The organism is Stenotrophomonas indicatrix (genome assembly GCF_050573115.1).
GTDB lineage: Bacteria > Pseudomonadota > Gammaproteobacteria > Xanthomonadales > Xanthomonadaceae > Stenotrophomonas > Stenotrophomonas lactitubi_A.
Genome location: NZ_JBNYZT010000001.1, coordinates 1,094,790 through 1,110,761 on the forward strand (window position 1 = coordinate 1,094,790; position 15,972 = coordinate 1,110,761).

Consider the following 15,972-nt stretch of genomic DNA (forward strand, 5'->3'; position numbering starts at 1 on the left):
TCGCCGCAGGCGCCCCATTCCACCATACGCCGTAGTATGCTTATCCCACGCACTGCCCTCAGAGGACCTGCGCCCATGCTCCACCGCTTCCGTACCGTCTTGATCGTCCTGTGCACCCTGGCCCTGGCCGCTTGCGGCGATGGCATCGTCAAGCGTGTTTCGGAACCGGCCGCGAGCCTGCAGCAGCTGACGGTGCAGGCCAACGGCGACTGGACCGTCGCCCTGCGTCTGCAGAACTACAGTTCGATGCCGATGAGCTTCGACGACGTCGCGCTGGCCTTGACCATCGGCGACACCGAGGCCGGCCCCCTGTCCGCCAAGCCGGGCATCTCCATCGGCGGCGTCTCCGCCGATGTCATCAACGTGAACTTCAAGCCCAGCCCGGCCGCGCGTCTGGTGATCGCCGACGCGCTGGCCAGCAACCGCACCCTCGCCTACAGCCTGAAGGGCACGGTGTCGGCCACGCCGCAGGAAAAGAAGCAGCGCACCTTCGACATCAACAGCCGCAGCACGCTCAACCAGGCCCCGGGCCTGCCCGGCGTGCTGCGCTGATCTCCGCTTTCCGCCGCGACGCATCGCGCCGCTCCCCCTGTTACTGATCAAATCGAGACGCACCGATGAGCAGCTACACCGCCCCGCTTTCCGACCTTCGTTTCGGCCTGCACGATGTGCTGAAGGTCGAGCCGCTGTTCGCCCGTCTTGGCTTCACCGACGCCACTGCTGATGTCGTCGATGCCGTGCTGGAAGAGGCCGGCCGCTTCAGCGCCAGTGTGCTGGCCCCGCTCAACAGCGTGGGCGACGAGATCGGCTGCGTGCTCGACCAGGCCAGCGGCGAAGTGACCACTCCGCCCGGCTTCAAGCAGGCCTACGATCAGTTCGTCGACGGCGGCTGGACCGGCCTGACCGCGTCACCTGAACTGGGTGGCCAGGGCCTGCCGCACACGCTGGGCGTGCCGCTCAATGAAATGATCAACGCCGCCAACCTGGCCTGGGGCAACTTCCCGTTGCTGTCGCACGGCGCCATCGAAGCGCTGAAACAGCACGGCGAAGCCTGGCAGCACGAGGCGTTCCTGAAGCCGCTGATCGAAGGCCGCTGGACTGGCACCATGTGCCTGACCGAGCCGCATTGCGGCACCGACCTGGGCCTGCTGAAGACCAAGGCCGAGCCGAACGCCGATGGCAGCTATTCGATCACCGGCACCAAGATCTTCATTACCGCCGGCGAGCACGACCTGACCGGCAACATCGTGCACCTGGTGCTGGCCAAGCTGCCCGACGCCCCGCCGGGCGCCAAGGGCATTTCGCTGTTTGTCACCCCGAAGTTCAAGGTCGACCGCGACGGCAATGTCGGCGAGCGCAACGCGCTGCGCTGCGGCTCCATCGAGCACAAGATGGGCATCAAGGGCTCGGTCACCTGCGTGATGAATTTCGATGGCGCCCAGGGCTACCTGGTCGGCCAGCCGCACAAGGGCCTGCAGGCGATGTTCACCATGATGAACACTGCACGGCTGGGTGTCGGCCTGCAGGGCATCGGCCTGTCCGAACGCGCGTACCAGAACGCGCTGAAGTACAGCCGCGAGCGCCTGCAGTCGCGTTCGCTCAGCGGCGCCAAGTTCCCGGACAAGCCGGCCGACCCGATCCTGGTGCATCCGGACGTTCGTCGCATGCTGCTGACCATCAAGTCGCTGGTGGAAGGCAGCCGCCTGCTGGCGCTGCACGCCGCCACCCTGATCGACGTCGCCCACCATGCGGAAGATGCTGGCGAACGCGAGCGCGCTGACACCCTGGTGAGCTTCCTGACTCCGATCTCGAAGGCTTGCCAGACCGAATGGGGGATCGAGAACACCTACAACGCCCTGCAGTGTTTCGGTGGCCACGGCTACATCCGCGAACACGGCATGGAACAGCTGGCCCGCGATGCCCGCATCACCACGCTGTACGAAGGCACCACCGGCATCCAGGCACTGGACCTGATCGGCCGCAAGACCGCGTCCAGCCAAGGCGCTGGCCTGAAGCTGATGCTGGCCGAGATCGAAGCGTTCGCCAAGGCGAATGAAGGCGATGAGAGCCTGGCCGAGTTCATCGGCCCGCTGCGCGCCAAGGCCGCCGAATGGGGCAAGCTGACGATGGACGTGCTGCAGCGTTCGGCCGCCAACCCGGACGAACTGGGCGCAGCCAGCTACGACTACCTGTTCTATTCGGGGTATGTGGTGCTGGCCTACTGGTGGGCCCGCAGCGTTGCCGCCGCCGATGCCAGCGCACACGGCGCAGCATTCGCCCAAGGCAAGCGCGAGACCGCACGTTTCTACTTCGCCCGCGTGCTGCCACGCACCCTCGGCCATGCCGCCGCCATCCAGGCGGGTGCCGCACCGCTGATGGCAATGGACGACGAACGCTTCGGCGCCTGAGCCGGGCCGCGCCCGGCACCCGCGGTAGTGCCGGCCGCTGGCCGGCAACAGCAACAGCAACAGCAACAGCTGGTTTCCTGCGGGATGGCGGGGTGGGTCCAATTGCGGGGGACGGCGCAAGTACGTCCCTGTAGCCTCGGTCGCGCCATCCATGGCGCTCACGCCCCCGCAACCGGACCCACCCCGCCTTCGACAACTCCCCGCGGCTGTTGGTAGGTGTCGACCTTGGTCGACACGTAGATCCACGCCACGCGTGGATGGAAACCCCCGGAATCCATCTGGAGAAAAGCCCCCTTTTGTTAAAGGGGGCGCGCCAAAGGCGCGGGGAATAGGAGGAATGCGTGGACCTGAATGTTGACGATTTGTGTATCGCCCGCTGGGCGATACACAAATCGTCAACATTCAGGTATAAGCTGTTTTCCCGATGGAGACAGACACTACACGCTTGGGTCTGATCGAAGCCGGAGCTCCGTTTTCTGCTCCGGGCGCCGAAGCATCGCCCAACGCCACGACGCTGCATCGCCCCGGCACGGTCCGGTTGCTCTCACTTGATGGTCACGGGCGGGTCCTGGATTGGATCACCTGGCAGGACGCCGCCTGCCTCTACGCCCGCGATGCCGTCGCCTGGACACTTGGCGACCCCTGCCTGCACATCCACGGTGGGACAAATCGTCGCAGTGGCATGCAGAGCGGGATGGACCTGCACCCCATCATCGCCGCGCGTGGACATGCCCGCTCACGCGCGTTGGACCCCACACCGAACCTGACCAACCCGGCCCTGTTCGCCCGCGATGCCCATCTCTGCCTTTACTGCGGCCAGCAGTTCGGACGCCCGACCCTCACCCGCGACCACGTCATGCCCTTGTCCAAAGGCGGCCTGGATACCTGGGAAAACGTAGTCACCGCCTGCTTCCACTGCAATTCGCGCAAGAGCGACCGCACCCCGCAACAGGCCGGCATGCCACTGCTGGCGGTACCCTACCGGCCGAGTTGGATCGAGCACCTGATCCTGTCCAACCGCAACATCCTGGCCGACCAGATGGCATTCCTGAGGGCCCAGCTGCCCAAGCGTTCCAAGCTCTGCACCTGAACACCTGAAATTGCAACCCTCACCGTCCTGTCACGGACGGCGGCGTTTGCTTGCCCCACCCCCGTTTGAGGGCGAAAATGGGCGTTCAGAACAAGTGCGAACATGATGATCGACTCTGCCCGCTATCCCCGCCTCGCGCGCATCCAGACACCGGATGACCTGCGCACGTTCGACGAATCCGAACTGACGGCGGTTGCCGATGAACTGCGTGCCTACCTGATCGAATCGGTTGGCAAAAGCGGCGGCCACTTTGCCGCCGGCCTGGGCGTGATCGAGCTCACCGTGGCCCTGCACTACCTGTACCAGACCCCGGTCGACCAGCTGGTCTGGGACGTCGGCCACCAGACGTATCCGCACAAGATCCTTACCGGTCGCCGCGACGAGATCCACACCGTCAAGCAGAAGGATGGCGTCGCGCCGTTCCCCAAGCGCGAGGAAAGCGAATACGACACCTTCGGTGTCGGCCACTCCTCGACCTCGATCTCGGCAGCGCTGGGCATGGCCATCGCGCGCCAGACCGAAGGTGACGACCGCAAGGTCGTGGCCGTGATCGGCGACGGCGCGATGACCGCCGGCATGGCGTTCGAAGCGCTGATGCACGCCGGCGGCATGGAACCGGAACCGAACCTGCTGGTGATTCTCAACGACAACAACATGTCGATCTCCGAGGCAGTGGGTGGGCTGACCAAGATGCTCGGCCGCGCCACCGGCAGCCGCACGCTCAATGCGCTGCGCGAAGGCGGCAAGAAGATCCTCGGCGACAAGAAGAACAACCCCGCCCGTTTCGTGAAGCGCTGGGAAGAACACTGGAAGGGCATGTTCGTGCCGTCCACGATGTTCGAGGAAATGGGCTTCCACTACACCGGCCCGATCGACGGCCATGACCTGCCGGCGCTGCTGTCCGCGCTGAAGACCCTGCGTGCCTCCAAGGGCCCGAAGCTGCTGCATGTGATGACCACCAAGGGCAAGGGTTACGAGCCGGCCGAAGGCGACCAGATCGGCTACCACGCGGTGGGCCCGTTCGATCCGGACAAGGGCCTGGTGGCCAAGACCGGCGCGAAGAAGCCGACCTACACCGATGTATTTGGCGACTGGCTGTGTGACGCTGCCGCCGCCGAGCCGCGTCTGTATGGCATCACCCCGGCGATGCGCGAAGGCTCGGGCCTGGTGCGCTTCAGCAGGGAACATCCTCAGCGTTATTTCGACGTGGCCATCGCAGAGCAGCACGCGGTGACCCTGGCCGCAGGCATGGCCACCCAGGGTGGCAAGCCGGTGGTGGCGATCTATTCCACCTTCCTGCAGCGTGCGTACGACCAGCTCGTGCACGACGTGGCCATCCAGGACCTGGATGTGCTGTTTGCGATCGACCGCGCCGGCGTCGTCGGCCCGGATGGTGCAACCCACGCCGGCAACCTCGACCTCAGCTTCCTGCGCTGCGTGCCGAACATGGTGGTGATGGCCCCGTCCAACGAGGCCGAGTGCCGGCAGATGCTCAGCACCGGCCTGCAGCACCCCGGCCCGGCAGCCGTGCGCTACCCGCGCGGCAGCGGTACCGGCGTGGACGCAGGCAGCGATCTGTCGACCCTGCCGATCGGCAAGGGCGAGCTGCGCCTGCAGGGCAACCGTGTCGCCCTGCTCGCCTTCGGCAGCACCGTCGCCGCCGCCGAACAGGTGGGTCGCGAACTGGGTTTGAGCGTGGTCAACATGCGTTTCATCAAGCCACTCGATCGCGAGCTGGTGCTGGCGATGGCCAACCAGCACGACGCACTGGTGACGATCGAAGACAACGTGGTGGCAGGCGGCGCCGGCTCGGCCGTGGCCGAACTGCTCAATGCCGAGGACGTGCTGCGCCCGATCCTGCACCTGGGCCTGCCCGATGCCTTCCAGCATCACGCCAGCCGCGAGGATCTGCTGGCCGAGGCCGGCATCGATGCGGCCGGCATCCGTGCGGCCCTGCTCAAGCGCTGGCCGCAGCTGGCCGCCGGCAACCCGCCGTTGAGCGCGGCGGGCTGAGAGCGTTGCAGGGGTCTGGTGGGGCCAGGCCATGCGTGGCTCCCCAGGTTCCTCATCCACGCATGGCGTGGGTAGGTACTGGTGGCGCAGAAATACTTCCACGCATGGCGTGGATCTACCAGGGTAAAAGTAGATCCACGCCATGCGTGGATGCCGCAGTCCCTGCGGGCGAACGGCGCGCTCAGCCGTAGCTGATCGCCTCGACAAATGCACCGCTGGACTCCACCCGCACCGAGGCGCGCTGGCCGGTGTCGGTGAAATGCAGGCGGGCCAGGGTTTCGGCGAAATCGAAGGCACGGACGCCATCGCGGAACTCGATCGGTTCCGGCTTGTCCGGATGCAGCACGCGCCATTGGCGCTGCTCACATTGCAGTCGGATCAACATGCGTTGCTCACTCCTTGAACAGCGTATCGACGACGAGAGAATGACCGCACCAGGCGAGACAGGGATGGCCAGTGCGAACCGGGACGCTCCAGGCGTCCCGGGGGTCGACAATACGAGGAAAGAAGTGTGATCGCTATCAGATTTCTCTGATCTTGAGCCGATTGCGGCGGCCGCTCAGTTCACCTGGAACTGGGCCCTGCAGCCGTTGCTGACCCAGATACCACGGCGGTCCCAGCCCCAGCTCTGGCCTTCGATGCAGGCACTGCGCGATTCCTGCCGTACCAGACGCACGCCGCGACGAACCTGCGCATCGCAGTACTGCTGGCGCCGGTCATTGGAATGGCAGGCAATCACCTGGCCGCCACCACCCCACTGGCTTCCGCCCCAGCCGTTGCCGCCGCCGCCCCAACCACCGCCGCCACCGCCCGGTCGCCGGTATTCACCGACGAATTCGGCCCGGCACCCCTGGGTAACCCAGACACCGTAACGGGACTGGCCCCAGGTCTCCCCTTCCACACAGGGGGAGCCGGACAACTGGCGGATCATGCGCGCGCGCCCTTCCAGCCGGCACTCGTTGCTGCGGTTCTTGATCGATTCGCAGCGCACGATGCCATTGCCGCCACGGTCATCGTAGCGATCGTCGTAGCCATAGTTCTGCGCCTGCACGCCGCCAGCGGCAGCCATCATCGGCAACAGGGTGCACGCCACGGTGCGCCAAGTGAGTCCCTTGCCCATCCCTCGTCTCCAGGTGAATACGGTCGAGGCAAGCATCGGGGATTCCGGGCGCGCCGCACAGAGGGGGCTGCGACGGCGGTTTTTCCCCCATTCAACCAACCCAACCGCGCCTGACCAAGGCGGCGCGCGCCATCAGTGGCCAACGGCAATCCCACCCTGCGTCAGCCCAAGCTTCTCCTCGAACGCATACGCGAACAGTTCCGCGTCGTTGCTGATGCCCAGCTTGCGCATGGCCGAAATGCGTTGCCGGCTGATGGTGCTGACCGTCCGCCGCAGCTGCGCGGCGATCTCGGTGATCGACGGCCCAGAGACGTAGAGGCGCAGCACCTCCAGTTCCTTCGGCGACAAGACCGAAAGTGACCGATCGTGCCCGGCCTCCTGCAGGCAGGGCGCAAGCATGGGGTCCAAGTACGTCCGTCCACCCAGCACCATGTCCACGGCCTCGCGCACGTTGTCCACGCCACTGCCCTTGTGGACCACGCCACGTACGCCAGAACGCAGGGCCATGTGCAGCGACGTCGCATTGGTGATCATGGTGACGAGGATCACCGGCACATCAGGGTGATTGCGACTCAATGCCTGCAACATCGCATGACCATCGGAACGGCTGCCACCGGGCATCGAAAAGTCGGTCAACACCATGTCCACCGGCTCGCTGGCCAGGATCGACAGCAGCTGCTCGGCGCTCTGCGCCTCTGCCACGACGCGGTGCCGGCCGCCTGCTTCGACCACCACACGGGTACCCAGCAGCACGATCGGATGATCGTCTGCAATGGCGATTCGAGTGAGCATGATGGTTATCCCTGTGTAGCCACGCCGCAGTGCGCAGCGAGGACGCTAATAATGCATCCGCACGCCGTCAACTTAACATCGCGCCTTTTCAATAATCCTCAGAAGCAAGCCCAGCACCGATCTTTCAACTAATTGCATAAACCAGAAAATTCGAAAAAAAAGCACAACTTTCCCAATAGTTTCATGGTGCGGGATCGCGGAAGACGTTTACATATCCCTCCCCGATCAATCACCCCGCCAAACCACATGGTCCGATTCCGTCGTTCATCGTTCGAGGACCCAAGCGGGCCGTTCGCACCGCCACCAATGGCGCAGGCGACACTGCCCGCCGCGGCCCTTCCCTTCGTGCAGCAGCTGCGCATGCACCTTGCAGGTGACACCGCGATGCCGCGTAGATCCGCCTATGCCGCCGTCATCCATGACAATGCAACTGTCTGCTGGCTGGACACGAAGAACGACCGCATGATGACCACAGCACCGGCGCCAATTGCGCTGACGCTGCTGCACAAGTTGCTGGCCGACGAGCATCCGCCACTTTGTTTGGCACCGGTGACGCAGGAGATATTGGTGCAGCGCGCGACCGTTTCCAGCAACCTGCCGCTGCGGCCTACCCTGTGGAATATCGGCCTGGCGGCCACGCGGCTCGACAGGCTGATGACCCCGCTGCAGATGGACGCAAAACTGCGCCTGCGCCGCTGGCCGGACTTCCGGATTCTCGCTCATCGCCCCGATCACTTCCGGCTCTGTGCACTGCTGATCAAGCAGGGCGCCTCCGTGCAGGCCTGCTGCGACATCCTGGACCTGCCACAACGCCAGGTGCAGTCGTTCTTCAACGCAGCCTTCCTCACCGCCTACGCCTTCCCGGTGATGGGCGAGGATGCGCCCGTCCGCCCCTCGCCCGCCGACGGCCTCGTCAATCTGTGGCGCCAACTTCGTATCCGCTGGAGTGCATGACCGTGCGTGAGCACAAGATCGTTGTAATGGGCCCACTCGGCGCCGGCAAATCCACCCTGGTGCAGACCCTGACCCAAGGCAAAGCCGTAGTGACCGAGGCCCGCAATACCGACCCCAGCGTGGGCAAGGAATACACCACCGTGGCGATGGATTACGGCGACATCGACCTGCCCGGCGGTGACCGCCTGCGCCTGTATGGCTCCCCAGGCCAGGAACGCTTCTCGTACATCTGGCCGATCCTGTTGGCCGGAGCGGAGGGCGCCATCGTCCTGGTCGATGGCAGCACCGGCGTCAACACGACACTCGCCGGACAGCATCTGCAGGCCATCGCCGACCACGCGCCCGCGCTTCCCGTGGTCATCGGCATCACCAAATGCGGCCGCACCGACGACCCGGTACTGCCTCACTGGCAGGCCTGGCTGAGTGAGCACGCACCCCACCTGCCGGCATTGCCGCTGGATCCGCGCGACGTGAAGCAGGCGATCACCGCCATGGACCTGCTGATGAGCCAGATCGAATGCAACGCACTGGCGACCGCCCATGAATGACACCATCCACGCCGCTTCGGCGTTGGACGCGCTAGCGCGCGCCGTCTCCGGCATACAAGCGATCGTCGTCGCCAGCGCCGACGGTTTCGCGCTCGCCCAAGCCGGCCCGAAGGGCAACGTCGCCGACCGGCTGGCGGCGATGACCAGCTCGATGCTGGGCCTGGCCAGCGCGCTTGGCCGAGAGCTGCGCTTCGGCGAGCTGGACACGCTGATCCTCGATGCCGCCAACGGCAAGGTGCTGATGCTGGCCATTCCAGGAACGCAGCCACGGCTGCTGATGACCGCGTGTGATCACAGCTGCGTCATCGGCAACGCCTTGTGGCACGCCAAGCAGTGCGTGCGCACTCTGGCCGACAACACGAACCGATGAATGCCTCTTTCATTGCTCAGACGACTCTTTTCTTTCAAACACCCGCAACGGACCACTGAAATGAATACTGCGATCAACAAATGCCTGGACACGCTCATGCAGATCAACGGCGCGCAAGCCGTCGCGCTGGTCGATTACGAGAGTGGCATGCTGCTCGGCGAAGCTGGCTCGGGCGTGGACATGGAGCTGGCCGCGGCCGGCAACACCGAAGTGCTGCGTGCCAAGATGAAGACGGCAGAGGCATTGAACCTCAACGACAGCATCGAGGACATTCTCATTACCCTGGGCCGCGCTTACCACGTGCTGCGTCCGGTGTCGGCGAAGAAGGGCCTCTTCTTCTACGTCGTGCTGGACCGGCAGAGGGCCAACCTCGCGCTGGCCCGCCGGATGGTGCTGGACGTGGAAAGCTCGCTGGCGCTGTAACGCCCAGCCAACGAACGACATTGAAGGGGACGGGAATGCCGGGGCCGCTGGGGAAAGCGGCCCCGGCCCGTGGACGTATTCCAGCAGGATTCCGTGCATTGGAGCCACCGCCATGCGGCCGCCTTCCGCAACACACGCAGACGACATGCAGCCCCCCCGGGGAAGGCCCTGGGTGGCCATTTTTGTTGCTGCAGCACTCATCGCCACCTATGCACTGATCCTGGTTGCGCCGGCTGCGGGTACCCACGCCACCCGCAGCCAGCTGCATGGCGCCGTGGCCAGCCTCGGCAACGCGATCAACGTGGTGGAGGCCAGCTATGCCGATGGCGAATTCCAGATCAGCGACCGACACCTTGGGCTGCCGGGCAGCGCCGCGTTCTGCGCACACCTCAGGCTGTATCTGCCGGAGACCGGTCGCGCGCGCCTGACCTGCGAACTACGCGTGACGTCGCGCGTGCACGGCACGCTGGTGCTGCATCGCAGCCCGCAGGGAGCGTGGCATTGCCAGGCCGATGTGACTGATCCGCACCTGCTGCCTGCGGCGTGCGCCACGCGCACATACCATTAATCGTAAAAACACTTCACTCCGCACCACAGGCTGCACTTTTACCACTTCTTGAATATCGCTCCACCCTCCTTGGTGATTATCTATTGGCACGCTCTGGAGCATCCATTCCACAGCCGCCCATTCAACCACCCAGGCCACGGAGGATCATCATGAATACCCAGAATAATCGTGCAGAGTTTACCCCGCTTAAGAATTCCCGACAGAAGGGTTTCTCACTCATTGAGCTGATGGTGGTGGTCGCCATCATCGGCATCCTCGCCATGATCGCCTTGCCGCAGTACCAGAGGTTCTCGGCCAAGTCCAAGCTGGCCGCGGCACTTGCCGAAGTGGCGCCTGGAAAGGTCGGGGTGGAAGCACTGCTAGCCGAAGGCAGCAGTGCCAGCACCGTGGACGGGGCCATGGTCGGCCTGCCGGTTTCGGGTTCGCGCTGCACCTCGTTCGATGTGGTGTACGACGGGATGGGCGGCACCAGCAGTCTGGTCTGCAACCTGAAGGACGACGGGTCCTACGGTACTGGCGGCTTCACGCTGAGCCTGGTCCGCAGCACCAACGGCATCTGGAACTGCGAGAGCGACGTCAGTGATAAAAACCTGCTGCCCGAGCCCTGCCGCGGCTGACAGCTGCGGCCTGGCCAACCTGCCGCCCAGCTGACAGGAAAACAACATGGTGCTCTTCAACACCCGCGTACCACGTGCGGCAAGGCCGCAATCTGATCAAAAAGGATTTTCGCTGATCGAACTGATGGTAGTGGTCGCGATCATCAGCATTCTGGCCATGATCGCGCTGCCGCAATACCAGAGATTCGCAACCCGAGCCAAGGTGGCAGCGGCCTTATCCGAGCTGATACCAGGGAAGGCCGGGCTTGAGATTTTGTTGATCGAAGAATATCCAAACCGCCCGCTGAAGCCTGAGGATGTAGGCCTGCCGGAACAGGGGTCGCAGTGCGCAAGTTTCCTTGTGACCAGTTATGAGCTTTTCTGCATGATGAAGCCTGATGCGGTGCTCGGCAACTCACACCTGAATCTGAGGCGTGACTCGATGACCGGTGCTTGGAGCTGCCATGCCGACGTTCCCGTCGAACCTTTCCTCCCAAAGGAGTGCCGTTCCTGACAGCCTTAAGACGGCTACACGACGGAGCGCGCAGCGCACGAACCGACGTTCTCATTCACTCACTACGCGTGGGGCACCCATTCGTGAGTCACGCCCTATCCGCCATCCATTTCGCATGAACGCCGCATACGCTTCAATCGCTCCACCACCCACATCAAAGACAAGAACCGAAGGCTTCGGAACCCCGCACAGACGCACCTCTCCCACCCTCCTCCTGGCAGACGCCAATCCCTGGATCCGGCGCGAGCTCAACCAGCATCTCCACCCCCACTTCGGCGCAGACGCGATCGCCGAAGCCCGCTCCCCCTCGGAAGTCCTGCTGCAAGTGGCCGATTCACGGTGCCGCGTACTGGTGATCGACCCCTGCATGCCGACCATCGGCCAGACCGACGGGGTGCCGCTGCTACGGCGCATCTGCTGCCTGCGCCGCGACCTGCATATCCTGGTACTGGCCCGGCAACCGCAGCATCTGCTGCGCGACAAGGCCTTTCCCAGGCAGATCGCGCATGTCTGCCGCAAGAACATCAGCGCCGCCTGGCTGTACCGCTTCATCGACCGGGCACTGACACAGAGCGAGGCGGCCTAGCCCCCGCGCATCGCAAGCGCCGCGCCTCAATGGCTGAAATGCACCGCGTCCACCGTGCTGCCCAGCGCTTCCACGCGCACGGTGCTGTGCTGGCCGGTACGGCGGTGGTGCTCGCTGGCCCGCGACACAGCGGCATCGAAGGCCGCCGCGCCGCTGCTGAACATTTCGGTCGAGCGTGTCTGCGGATCCAGCACGGACCAGCGCTGGGCATTGCATTGGACAGTGATGACCATGGTGGGCTCCTGCGTTTCTGGGAAATCCGGGACCGGCGCGAGGCCGATCTCCGATGCCCGACCAGCCTAGCCAGCGCCTCCGGGAAGACCTATCGGATTTATCCGAAAACTCCCTACCAGCCCCTCAGAAAGCGCCGCCCATCACATCCCTGAGGCCATTTAGGAAATCCATTCCGTGACCCTTGTCACGAAGTCAGCCGCGCTTCACACTACCGTCATCAACAGGGGCCCCTTCCACATGCGCACCTCGCTTCCACTGCAGCGTTCGACGCTGCTGAAGTTCTATTTCGCCGCCAGCTACGTGGTACTGATCGAGGAACTGGTCCGCGCATCGCTGAGCTGAGGATTGGCCAGCGATGCTTGCCGCTGCCGCGGGGACCGAACAAACTGTCGGTTTACGGCACGGAGCCGCACCCATGAAAGTCCTGTTCCTGATCCCGCTGCTGGCCCTGGCCGCGTGTGCCAGCCCGGAAAAACCGGTCACCCATGACACCGCCACGCCCGTGGTTGGTGGTGACCGCGATGCACACGGATGCATCGGTTCGGCCGGCTATCAGTGGTGCGAGCACAGCCAGCGCTGCGAGCGCCCGTGGGAACTGGCGCAAGCGCAGGGTCTGGCCAACACGGCCGAAGCCATCGACGCCTACTGCGCCACCCCGGCAACGCCGGCGCGCAGGTAACGGAGTCCGCCAATGACCGACCTGTCCCCGCTGCCCGCGCTGGCGCCCGGCCGCTACCGCCACTTCAAAGGTGGCGAGTACGAGGTGATCGACATCGTCCGCAGCAGTGAAACGTTGCAGCCGATGGTGCTCTATCGCGCGCTGTACGGCGAAGGCGGCCTGTGGGTGCGGCCCTATCCGATGTTCATAGAACAGGTGCCCGGCGAGCACGGCCCGCAGGCACGCTTCGCCCGCATTGGCGACTGAACGGCGCGGCTCACGCTGCGCGCACGGCATCACCGCGCATTCTGAAGCCCCCCTGCGAGACGGAACCCGCATGCGCCACACCCTGTTGATCGCCCTGTCACTGGTCAGCGCCCCGGTGCTGGCCGCAGAACCTCCCAGCTTCGACCGTCCCGGCATCGGCTTCGGCACCGACACGGTGCCGCGTGGCGGCCTTGCCGTCGAAGTGGGCCTGCCCAGCTATCAACGCGATCATGATCGCGACGGCCTGCGTACGACATCGCTGTCCAGCGATCTGCTGCTGCGCACGGGCCTGGCGCCGGGTTGGGAACTGCAGTTGGCGTCCACACCGTGGCAGCGCCAGCGCGAACGTGGCCCGGACATGCCGCGCACGCAGCAGCGCGGCGCCGGCGACAGCACCGTCGGCGTGAAATGGGCAGGTCCGGGAAGTACCGAGCGCACGGCCTGGGCGCTGCTGGCCAGCGGTGTGATCGCGCGGGGCGATGGCGCCTTCAGCGACGGCCGCCAGTACGCGCTGGCCGCCAGCGTCGAGCACACCTTCAGCGACCGCTGGAGCGGCGCGCTGTATGGCAGCCATCAGCGCGGCGCGGGCCAGCGCAGCACAACCTGGTCGCCCAGCCTGGCGTTGAGCGTGACCGAGCGGCTGGGCACCTACCTCGAAGCCGGTTTTACCCATGCCAACCAGCAGCCCGACCAGGCCATCGCCGGCGCAGGCCTGACCTGGATGCTGCGGCCGAACGTGCAGCTGGACGCCTCTTTCGATCTCGGCCTCAATCGCAACAGTCCCGACCTGCAGCTGGGTACCGGCATCGCGTTCTATCTGCAGTGAGGTCCTGAACTGACTGGCGAGGCGACTGCATCGTCCTCGCGCTACAATCAAACCGTCCAGTCGGTTTCGTTTCCCATGCCAGAATCCCCTCCCCGCTCCCGCCGCAAGGCGCCCGACAGCGTGCGCCAGGCGCTGCTGCACGCGACCGCCCTTACCCTCGGCCAGAACGGGCTGGCGGCCCTCACCGTGCAGGACGTCGCCGACGCGGCCGGTGTCAGCAAGGGCGCGCTGTTCCATCATTTCAGCAGCAAGCAGGACTTGATCGAGGCGACGCTGACCTCGCTCATCGCCGACTTCGAGGACAGAGTGCGCGAGGTGCTGCGCCAGTCTCCGCCCCGCCATGGCGGCTTCAGCCGTGCCTATGTGCAGGTGAATTTCGAACATCTGCTGCAGCAGGAACAGGTCAACGACATCGGGCTCACCATGGGCAACATGCTGGAGCCGGCACTGCTGGTCTACTGGCGCACGTGGATGCGCGGCATGCTGGCCGAGTTTCCGGACGAAGCCTGCGATCCGCGTCTGTACGCCGCGCGTTGCGTTGCCGATGGTTACTGGGCCACCGCCTATGGGCGGCCTCTTGATGAGCACGAACGCCAGAACGCCCAGGCCATGGCCCTGGAGGCACTGAAACTATGCGAACCGGCATGAGCGGGAGACTGCGATGAACCCCTATTTCTACCTGGCCGGCGCGATCGTGCTGGAAGTGATCGCCACCTCCCTGCTCAAGGCATCGGAAGGAATGACTCGCCTCGGCCCCACGCTGGGCGCGCTCGCCGGTTACGGTGTGTGCTTCTACCTGCTGTCGCTGACGATGAAGTCGATCCCCACCGGCATTGCCTATGCCATCTGGTCCGGCGTCGGCATCGTACTGATCTCGCTGATCGGCCTGCTGGTGTTCAAGCAGCGTCTGGATGCGCCGGCACTGATCGGCATCGGCCTGATCTGTGCCGGCGTGCTGGTCATCAACCTGTTCTCGCACAGCAGCGCGCATTGAGCGCGCCGCTGCACGAACTGCTGCGCTAGGCGACCTTCTTCGCGACGGTCATGCCGAGCACGAAAAGTACGACGGCAATGATGATGCCGGCCCAGAACAGGAACTTGGCGATGCCCACGGCAGCGCCGGCAATACCGCCAAAACCCAACGCACCGGCGATCAGGCCGATGATGGCGAAAATGATGGCCCACTTGATCATGTCGATCCTCTCCCTGACGGGAATACTGAAGGTGCGATCAGGTTAGGCAGGCCGCGATGCCACACGCGTGAACAGGTCGCAGGCGCGGCGTGAAACGATCCGGCTCAGCGCGGCCGGAAGCGCAGCAGCGCCACTGCGAAGGCGAGAAACACGCTGCCGACCAGGCGTTCGAACCAGCGTTGCGCAAAGGGCTTTGCCAGCCAACGGCGCAGCCCATGTCCGCCTGCGGCATACATCACGTACCAGAACAGTTCGCAGGTGGCGAAGGTGGCCACCAGCACCGTGTACTGCACGGCCTGGCCACGCGCGGGGTCGACGAACTGCGGCAGGAACGCGGCGGCGAACAGCAGCAGCTTGGGATTGCTCAGCCCCACCAGCAGACCACCACGGAACACCGCCCAGGCGCCGTGCACCGGCGCCAGCGCTGCATCGACGTCTGTCGCCACCGGCGCCTGCCGGTAGCTGTCCCGCCAGGCCTTGATGCCCAACCAGGCCAGGTAGGCCACACCCAGATAGCGCAGCACATCGAACAGCATCGGCGACGAGCGCAGCACCGCGCTCAGGCCGGCCGCGGACGCCGCAAGCACCAGCAGCATCGCCAGCAGGCAACCGGCCATGGCGGGCACGCTGCGACGGAAGCCCAGGCCGACACTGCGTCCCAGGATGTGCAGCATGTTCGGACCCGGCGTGCCGCACAGCACGAACACCGTCGCCAGGAACCACCACCAGGTATGCAGGGCCATCACTTCGTCCACCGGAATAATCCCTGCAAGGATAGTGCGCAGCGGCTGTTACCACCATGCACAGTCCCG

The 15,972-nt window shown here is 64.9% G+C and carries 23 protein-coding genes; 17 read left to right on the forward strand and 6 right to left on the reverse strand.

Annotated features, from left to right (window positions below):
• Window positions 1-75 precede the first annotated feature (75 nt).
• The 4 genes from ACQ5SA_RS04945 to dxs all read left to right on the forward strand — a co-directional run bounded on the left by ACQ5SA_RS04945 (window position 76) and on the right by dxs (window position 5,511).
• Complete coding sequence (locus tag ACQ5SA_RS04945; protein ID WP_089236264.1) at window positions 76-552, forward strand: LEA/WHy family protein; 477 nt, start codon at window positions 76-78, stop codon at window positions 550-552.
• A 65-nt stretch (window positions 553-617) separates the two neighbouring features.
• Window positions 618-2,408, forward strand: a complete 1,791-nt coding sequence (locus tag ACQ5SA_RS04950; protein WP_499312970.1) for an acyl-CoA dehydrogenase C-terminal domain-containing protein — start codon at window positions 618-620, stop codon at window positions 2,406-2,408.
• A gap of 424 nt (window positions 2,409-2,832) precedes the next feature.
• A complete protein-coding gene (locus ACQ5SA_RS04955) occupies window positions 2,833-3,498 on the forward strand; it encodes an HNH endonuclease (RefSeq protein ID WP_025876340.1) in 666 nt (221 codons plus the stop codon).
• Between the two features lie 105 nt (window positions 3,499-3,603).
• The gene (gene dxs, locus ACQ5SA_RS04960) at window positions 3,604-5,511 is read left to right on the forward strand and encodes a 1-deoxy-D-xylulose-5-phosphate synthase (RefSeq protein WP_499312972.1); all 1,908 of its coding nucleotides are present in this window, start codon (window positions 3,604-3,606) and stop codon (window positions 5,509-5,511) included.
• Between the two features lie 181 nt (window positions 5,512-5,692).
• On the opposite strand, the gene ACQ5SA_RS04965 is transcribed toward dxs, so the two are convergent.
• The 3 genes from ACQ5SA_RS04965 to ACQ5SA_RS04975 form a co-directional block, all read right to left on the reverse strand.
• On the reverse strand, window positions 5,693-5,896 hold the full coding sequence (locus ACQ5SA_RS04965; protein WP_032978640.1) for a hypothetical protein: 204 nt from the start codon (window positions 5,894-5,896) through the stop codon (window positions 5,693-5,695).
• A gap of 174 nt (window positions 5,897-6,070) precedes the next feature.
• Entirely contained in the window at window positions 6,071-6,631 is a 561-nt protein-coding gene (locus ACQ5SA_RS04970) for a DUF3011 domain-containing protein (protein WP_394122671.1), read from the reverse strand.
• Between the two features lie 132 nt (window positions 6,632-6,763).
• Window positions 6,764-7,423, reverse strand: a complete 660-nt coding sequence (locus ACQ5SA_RS04975; protein WP_353098893.1) for a response regulator — start codon at window positions 7,421-7,423, stop codon at window positions 6,764-6,766.
• A 246-nt stretch (window positions 7,424-7,669) separates the two neighbouring features.
• Here ACQ5SA_RS04975 and ACQ5SA_RS04980 point away from each other — a divergent pair, with 246 nt between their 5' ends.
• The 8 genes from ACQ5SA_RS04980 to ACQ5SA_RS05015 all read left to right on the forward strand — a co-directional run bounded on the left by ACQ5SA_RS04980 (window position 7,670) and on the right by ACQ5SA_RS05015 (window position 11,982).
• Window positions 7,670-8,377 (forward strand): hypothetical protein, encoded by a 708-nt coding sequence (locus ACQ5SA_RS04980; protein WP_353098894.1) that lies wholly within the window; start codon window positions 7,670-7,672, stop codon window positions 8,375-8,377.
• The gene (locus ACQ5SA_RS04985) at window positions 8,374-8,925 is read left to right on the forward strand and encodes a GTP-binding protein (protein ID WP_353098895.1); all 552 of its coding nucleotides are present in this window, start codon (window positions 8,374-8,376) and stop codon (window positions 8,923-8,925) included. Before ACQ5SA_RS04980 ends, ACQ5SA_RS04985 begins: the two co-directional genes overlap by 4 nt.
• Window positions 8,918-9,295, forward strand: coding sequence for a roadblock/LC7 domain-containing protein (locus ACQ5SA_RS04990; RefSeq protein ID WP_230113234.1), 378 nt, complete (start codon window positions 8,918-8,920; stop codon window positions 9,293-9,295). Before ACQ5SA_RS04985 ends, ACQ5SA_RS04990 begins: the two co-directional genes overlap by 8 nt.
• Before the next feature lie 60 nt (window positions 9,296-9,355).
• Window positions 9,356-9,718 carry a hypothetical protein gene (locus ACQ5SA_RS04995; RefSeq protein WP_499312976.1) on the forward strand — a complete coding sequence of 121 codons (363 nt, stop codon included), beginning with the start codon at window positions 9,356-9,358 and terminating at the stop codon, window positions 9,716-9,718.
• Between the two features lie 172 nt (window positions 9,719-9,890).
• Window positions 9,891-10,286, forward strand: coding sequence for a pilin (locus ACQ5SA_RS05000; RefSeq protein WP_230113235.1), 396 nt, complete (start codon window positions 9,891-9,893; stop codon window positions 10,284-10,286).
• Window positions 10,287-10,435: 149 nt separating this feature from the next.
• The gene (locus ACQ5SA_RS05005) at window positions 10,436-10,903 is read left to right on the forward strand and encodes a pilin (protein WP_353098896.1); all 468 of its coding nucleotides are present in this window, start codon (window positions 10,436-10,438) and stop codon (window positions 10,901-10,903) included.
• Between the two features lie 46 nt (window positions 10,904-10,949).
• A complete protein-coding gene (locus ACQ5SA_RS05010) occupies window positions 10,950-11,396 on the forward strand; it encodes a pilin (protein ID WP_312109481.1) in 447 nt (148 codons plus the stop codon).
• Window positions 11,397-11,511: 115 nt separating this feature from the next.
• On the forward strand, window positions 11,512-11,982 hold the full coding sequence (locus ACQ5SA_RS05015; protein ID WP_353098897.1) for a response regulator: 471 nt from the start codon (window positions 11,512-11,514) through the stop codon (window positions 11,980-11,982).
• Window positions 11,983-12,008: 26 nt separating this feature from the next.
• Here the strand turns inward: ACQ5SA_RS05015 and ACQ5SA_RS05020 are convergent, their stop codons facing one another.
• Window positions 12,009-12,215, reverse strand: a complete 207-nt coding sequence (locus ACQ5SA_RS05020) for a hypothetical protein (protein WP_499312979.1) — start codon at window positions 12,213-12,215, stop codon at window positions 12,009-12,011.
• 416 nt (window positions 12,216-12,631) lie between these two features.
• Here ACQ5SA_RS05020 and ACQ5SA_RS05025 point away from each other — a divergent pair, with 416 nt between their 5' ends.
• From ACQ5SA_RS05025 to ACQ5SA_RS05045, 5 genes are all read left to right on the forward strand, one after another.
• On the forward strand, window positions 12,632-12,895 hold the full coding sequence (locus ACQ5SA_RS05025) for a hypothetical protein (protein WP_100553074.1): 264 nt from the start codon (window positions 12,632-12,634) through the stop codon (window positions 12,893-12,895).
• 12 nt (window positions 12,896-12,907) lie between these two features.
• Window positions 12,908-13,141, forward strand: coding sequence for a DUF1653 domain-containing protein (locus ACQ5SA_RS05030; protein ID WP_108264876.1), 234 nt, complete (start codon window positions 12,908-12,910; stop codon window positions 13,139-13,141).
• A 70-nt stretch (window positions 13,142-13,211) separates the two neighbouring features.
• A complete protein-coding gene (locus tag ACQ5SA_RS05035; protein ID WP_499312982.1) occupies window positions 13,212-13,967 on the forward strand; it encodes a transporter in 756 nt (251 codons plus the stop codon).
• A 75-nt stretch (window positions 13,968-14,042) separates the two neighbouring features.
• On the forward strand, window positions 14,043-14,615 hold the full coding sequence (locus tag ACQ5SA_RS05040; RefSeq protein WP_353098901.1) for a TetR/AcrR family transcriptional regulator: 573 nt from the start codon (window positions 14,043-14,045) through the stop codon (window positions 14,613-14,615).
• Window positions 14,616-14,628: 13 nt separating this feature from the next.
• On the forward strand, window positions 14,629-14,961 hold the full coding sequence (locus tag ACQ5SA_RS05045) for an SMR family transporter (RefSeq protein ID WP_089236273.1): 333 nt from the start codon (window positions 14,629-14,631) through the stop codon (window positions 14,959-14,961).
• Window positions 14,962-14,986: 25 nt separating this feature from the next.
• On the opposite strand, the gene ACQ5SA_RS05050 is transcribed toward ACQ5SA_RS05045, so the two are convergent.
• Window positions 14,987-15,160: a DUF1328 domain-containing protein gene (locus ACQ5SA_RS05050; RefSeq protein WP_025876319.1), complete on the reverse strand. Its 174-nt coding sequence runs from the start codon at window positions 15,158-15,160 to the stop codon at window positions 14,987-14,989.
• A gap of 104 nt (window positions 15,161-15,264) precedes the next feature.
• On the reverse strand, window positions 15,265-15,903 hold the full coding sequence (locus tag ACQ5SA_RS05055; RefSeq protein WP_205404746.1) for a LysE family translocator: 639 nt from the start codon (window positions 15,901-15,903) through the stop codon (window positions 15,265-15,267).
• Window positions 15,904-15,972 lie beyond the last annotated feature (69 nt).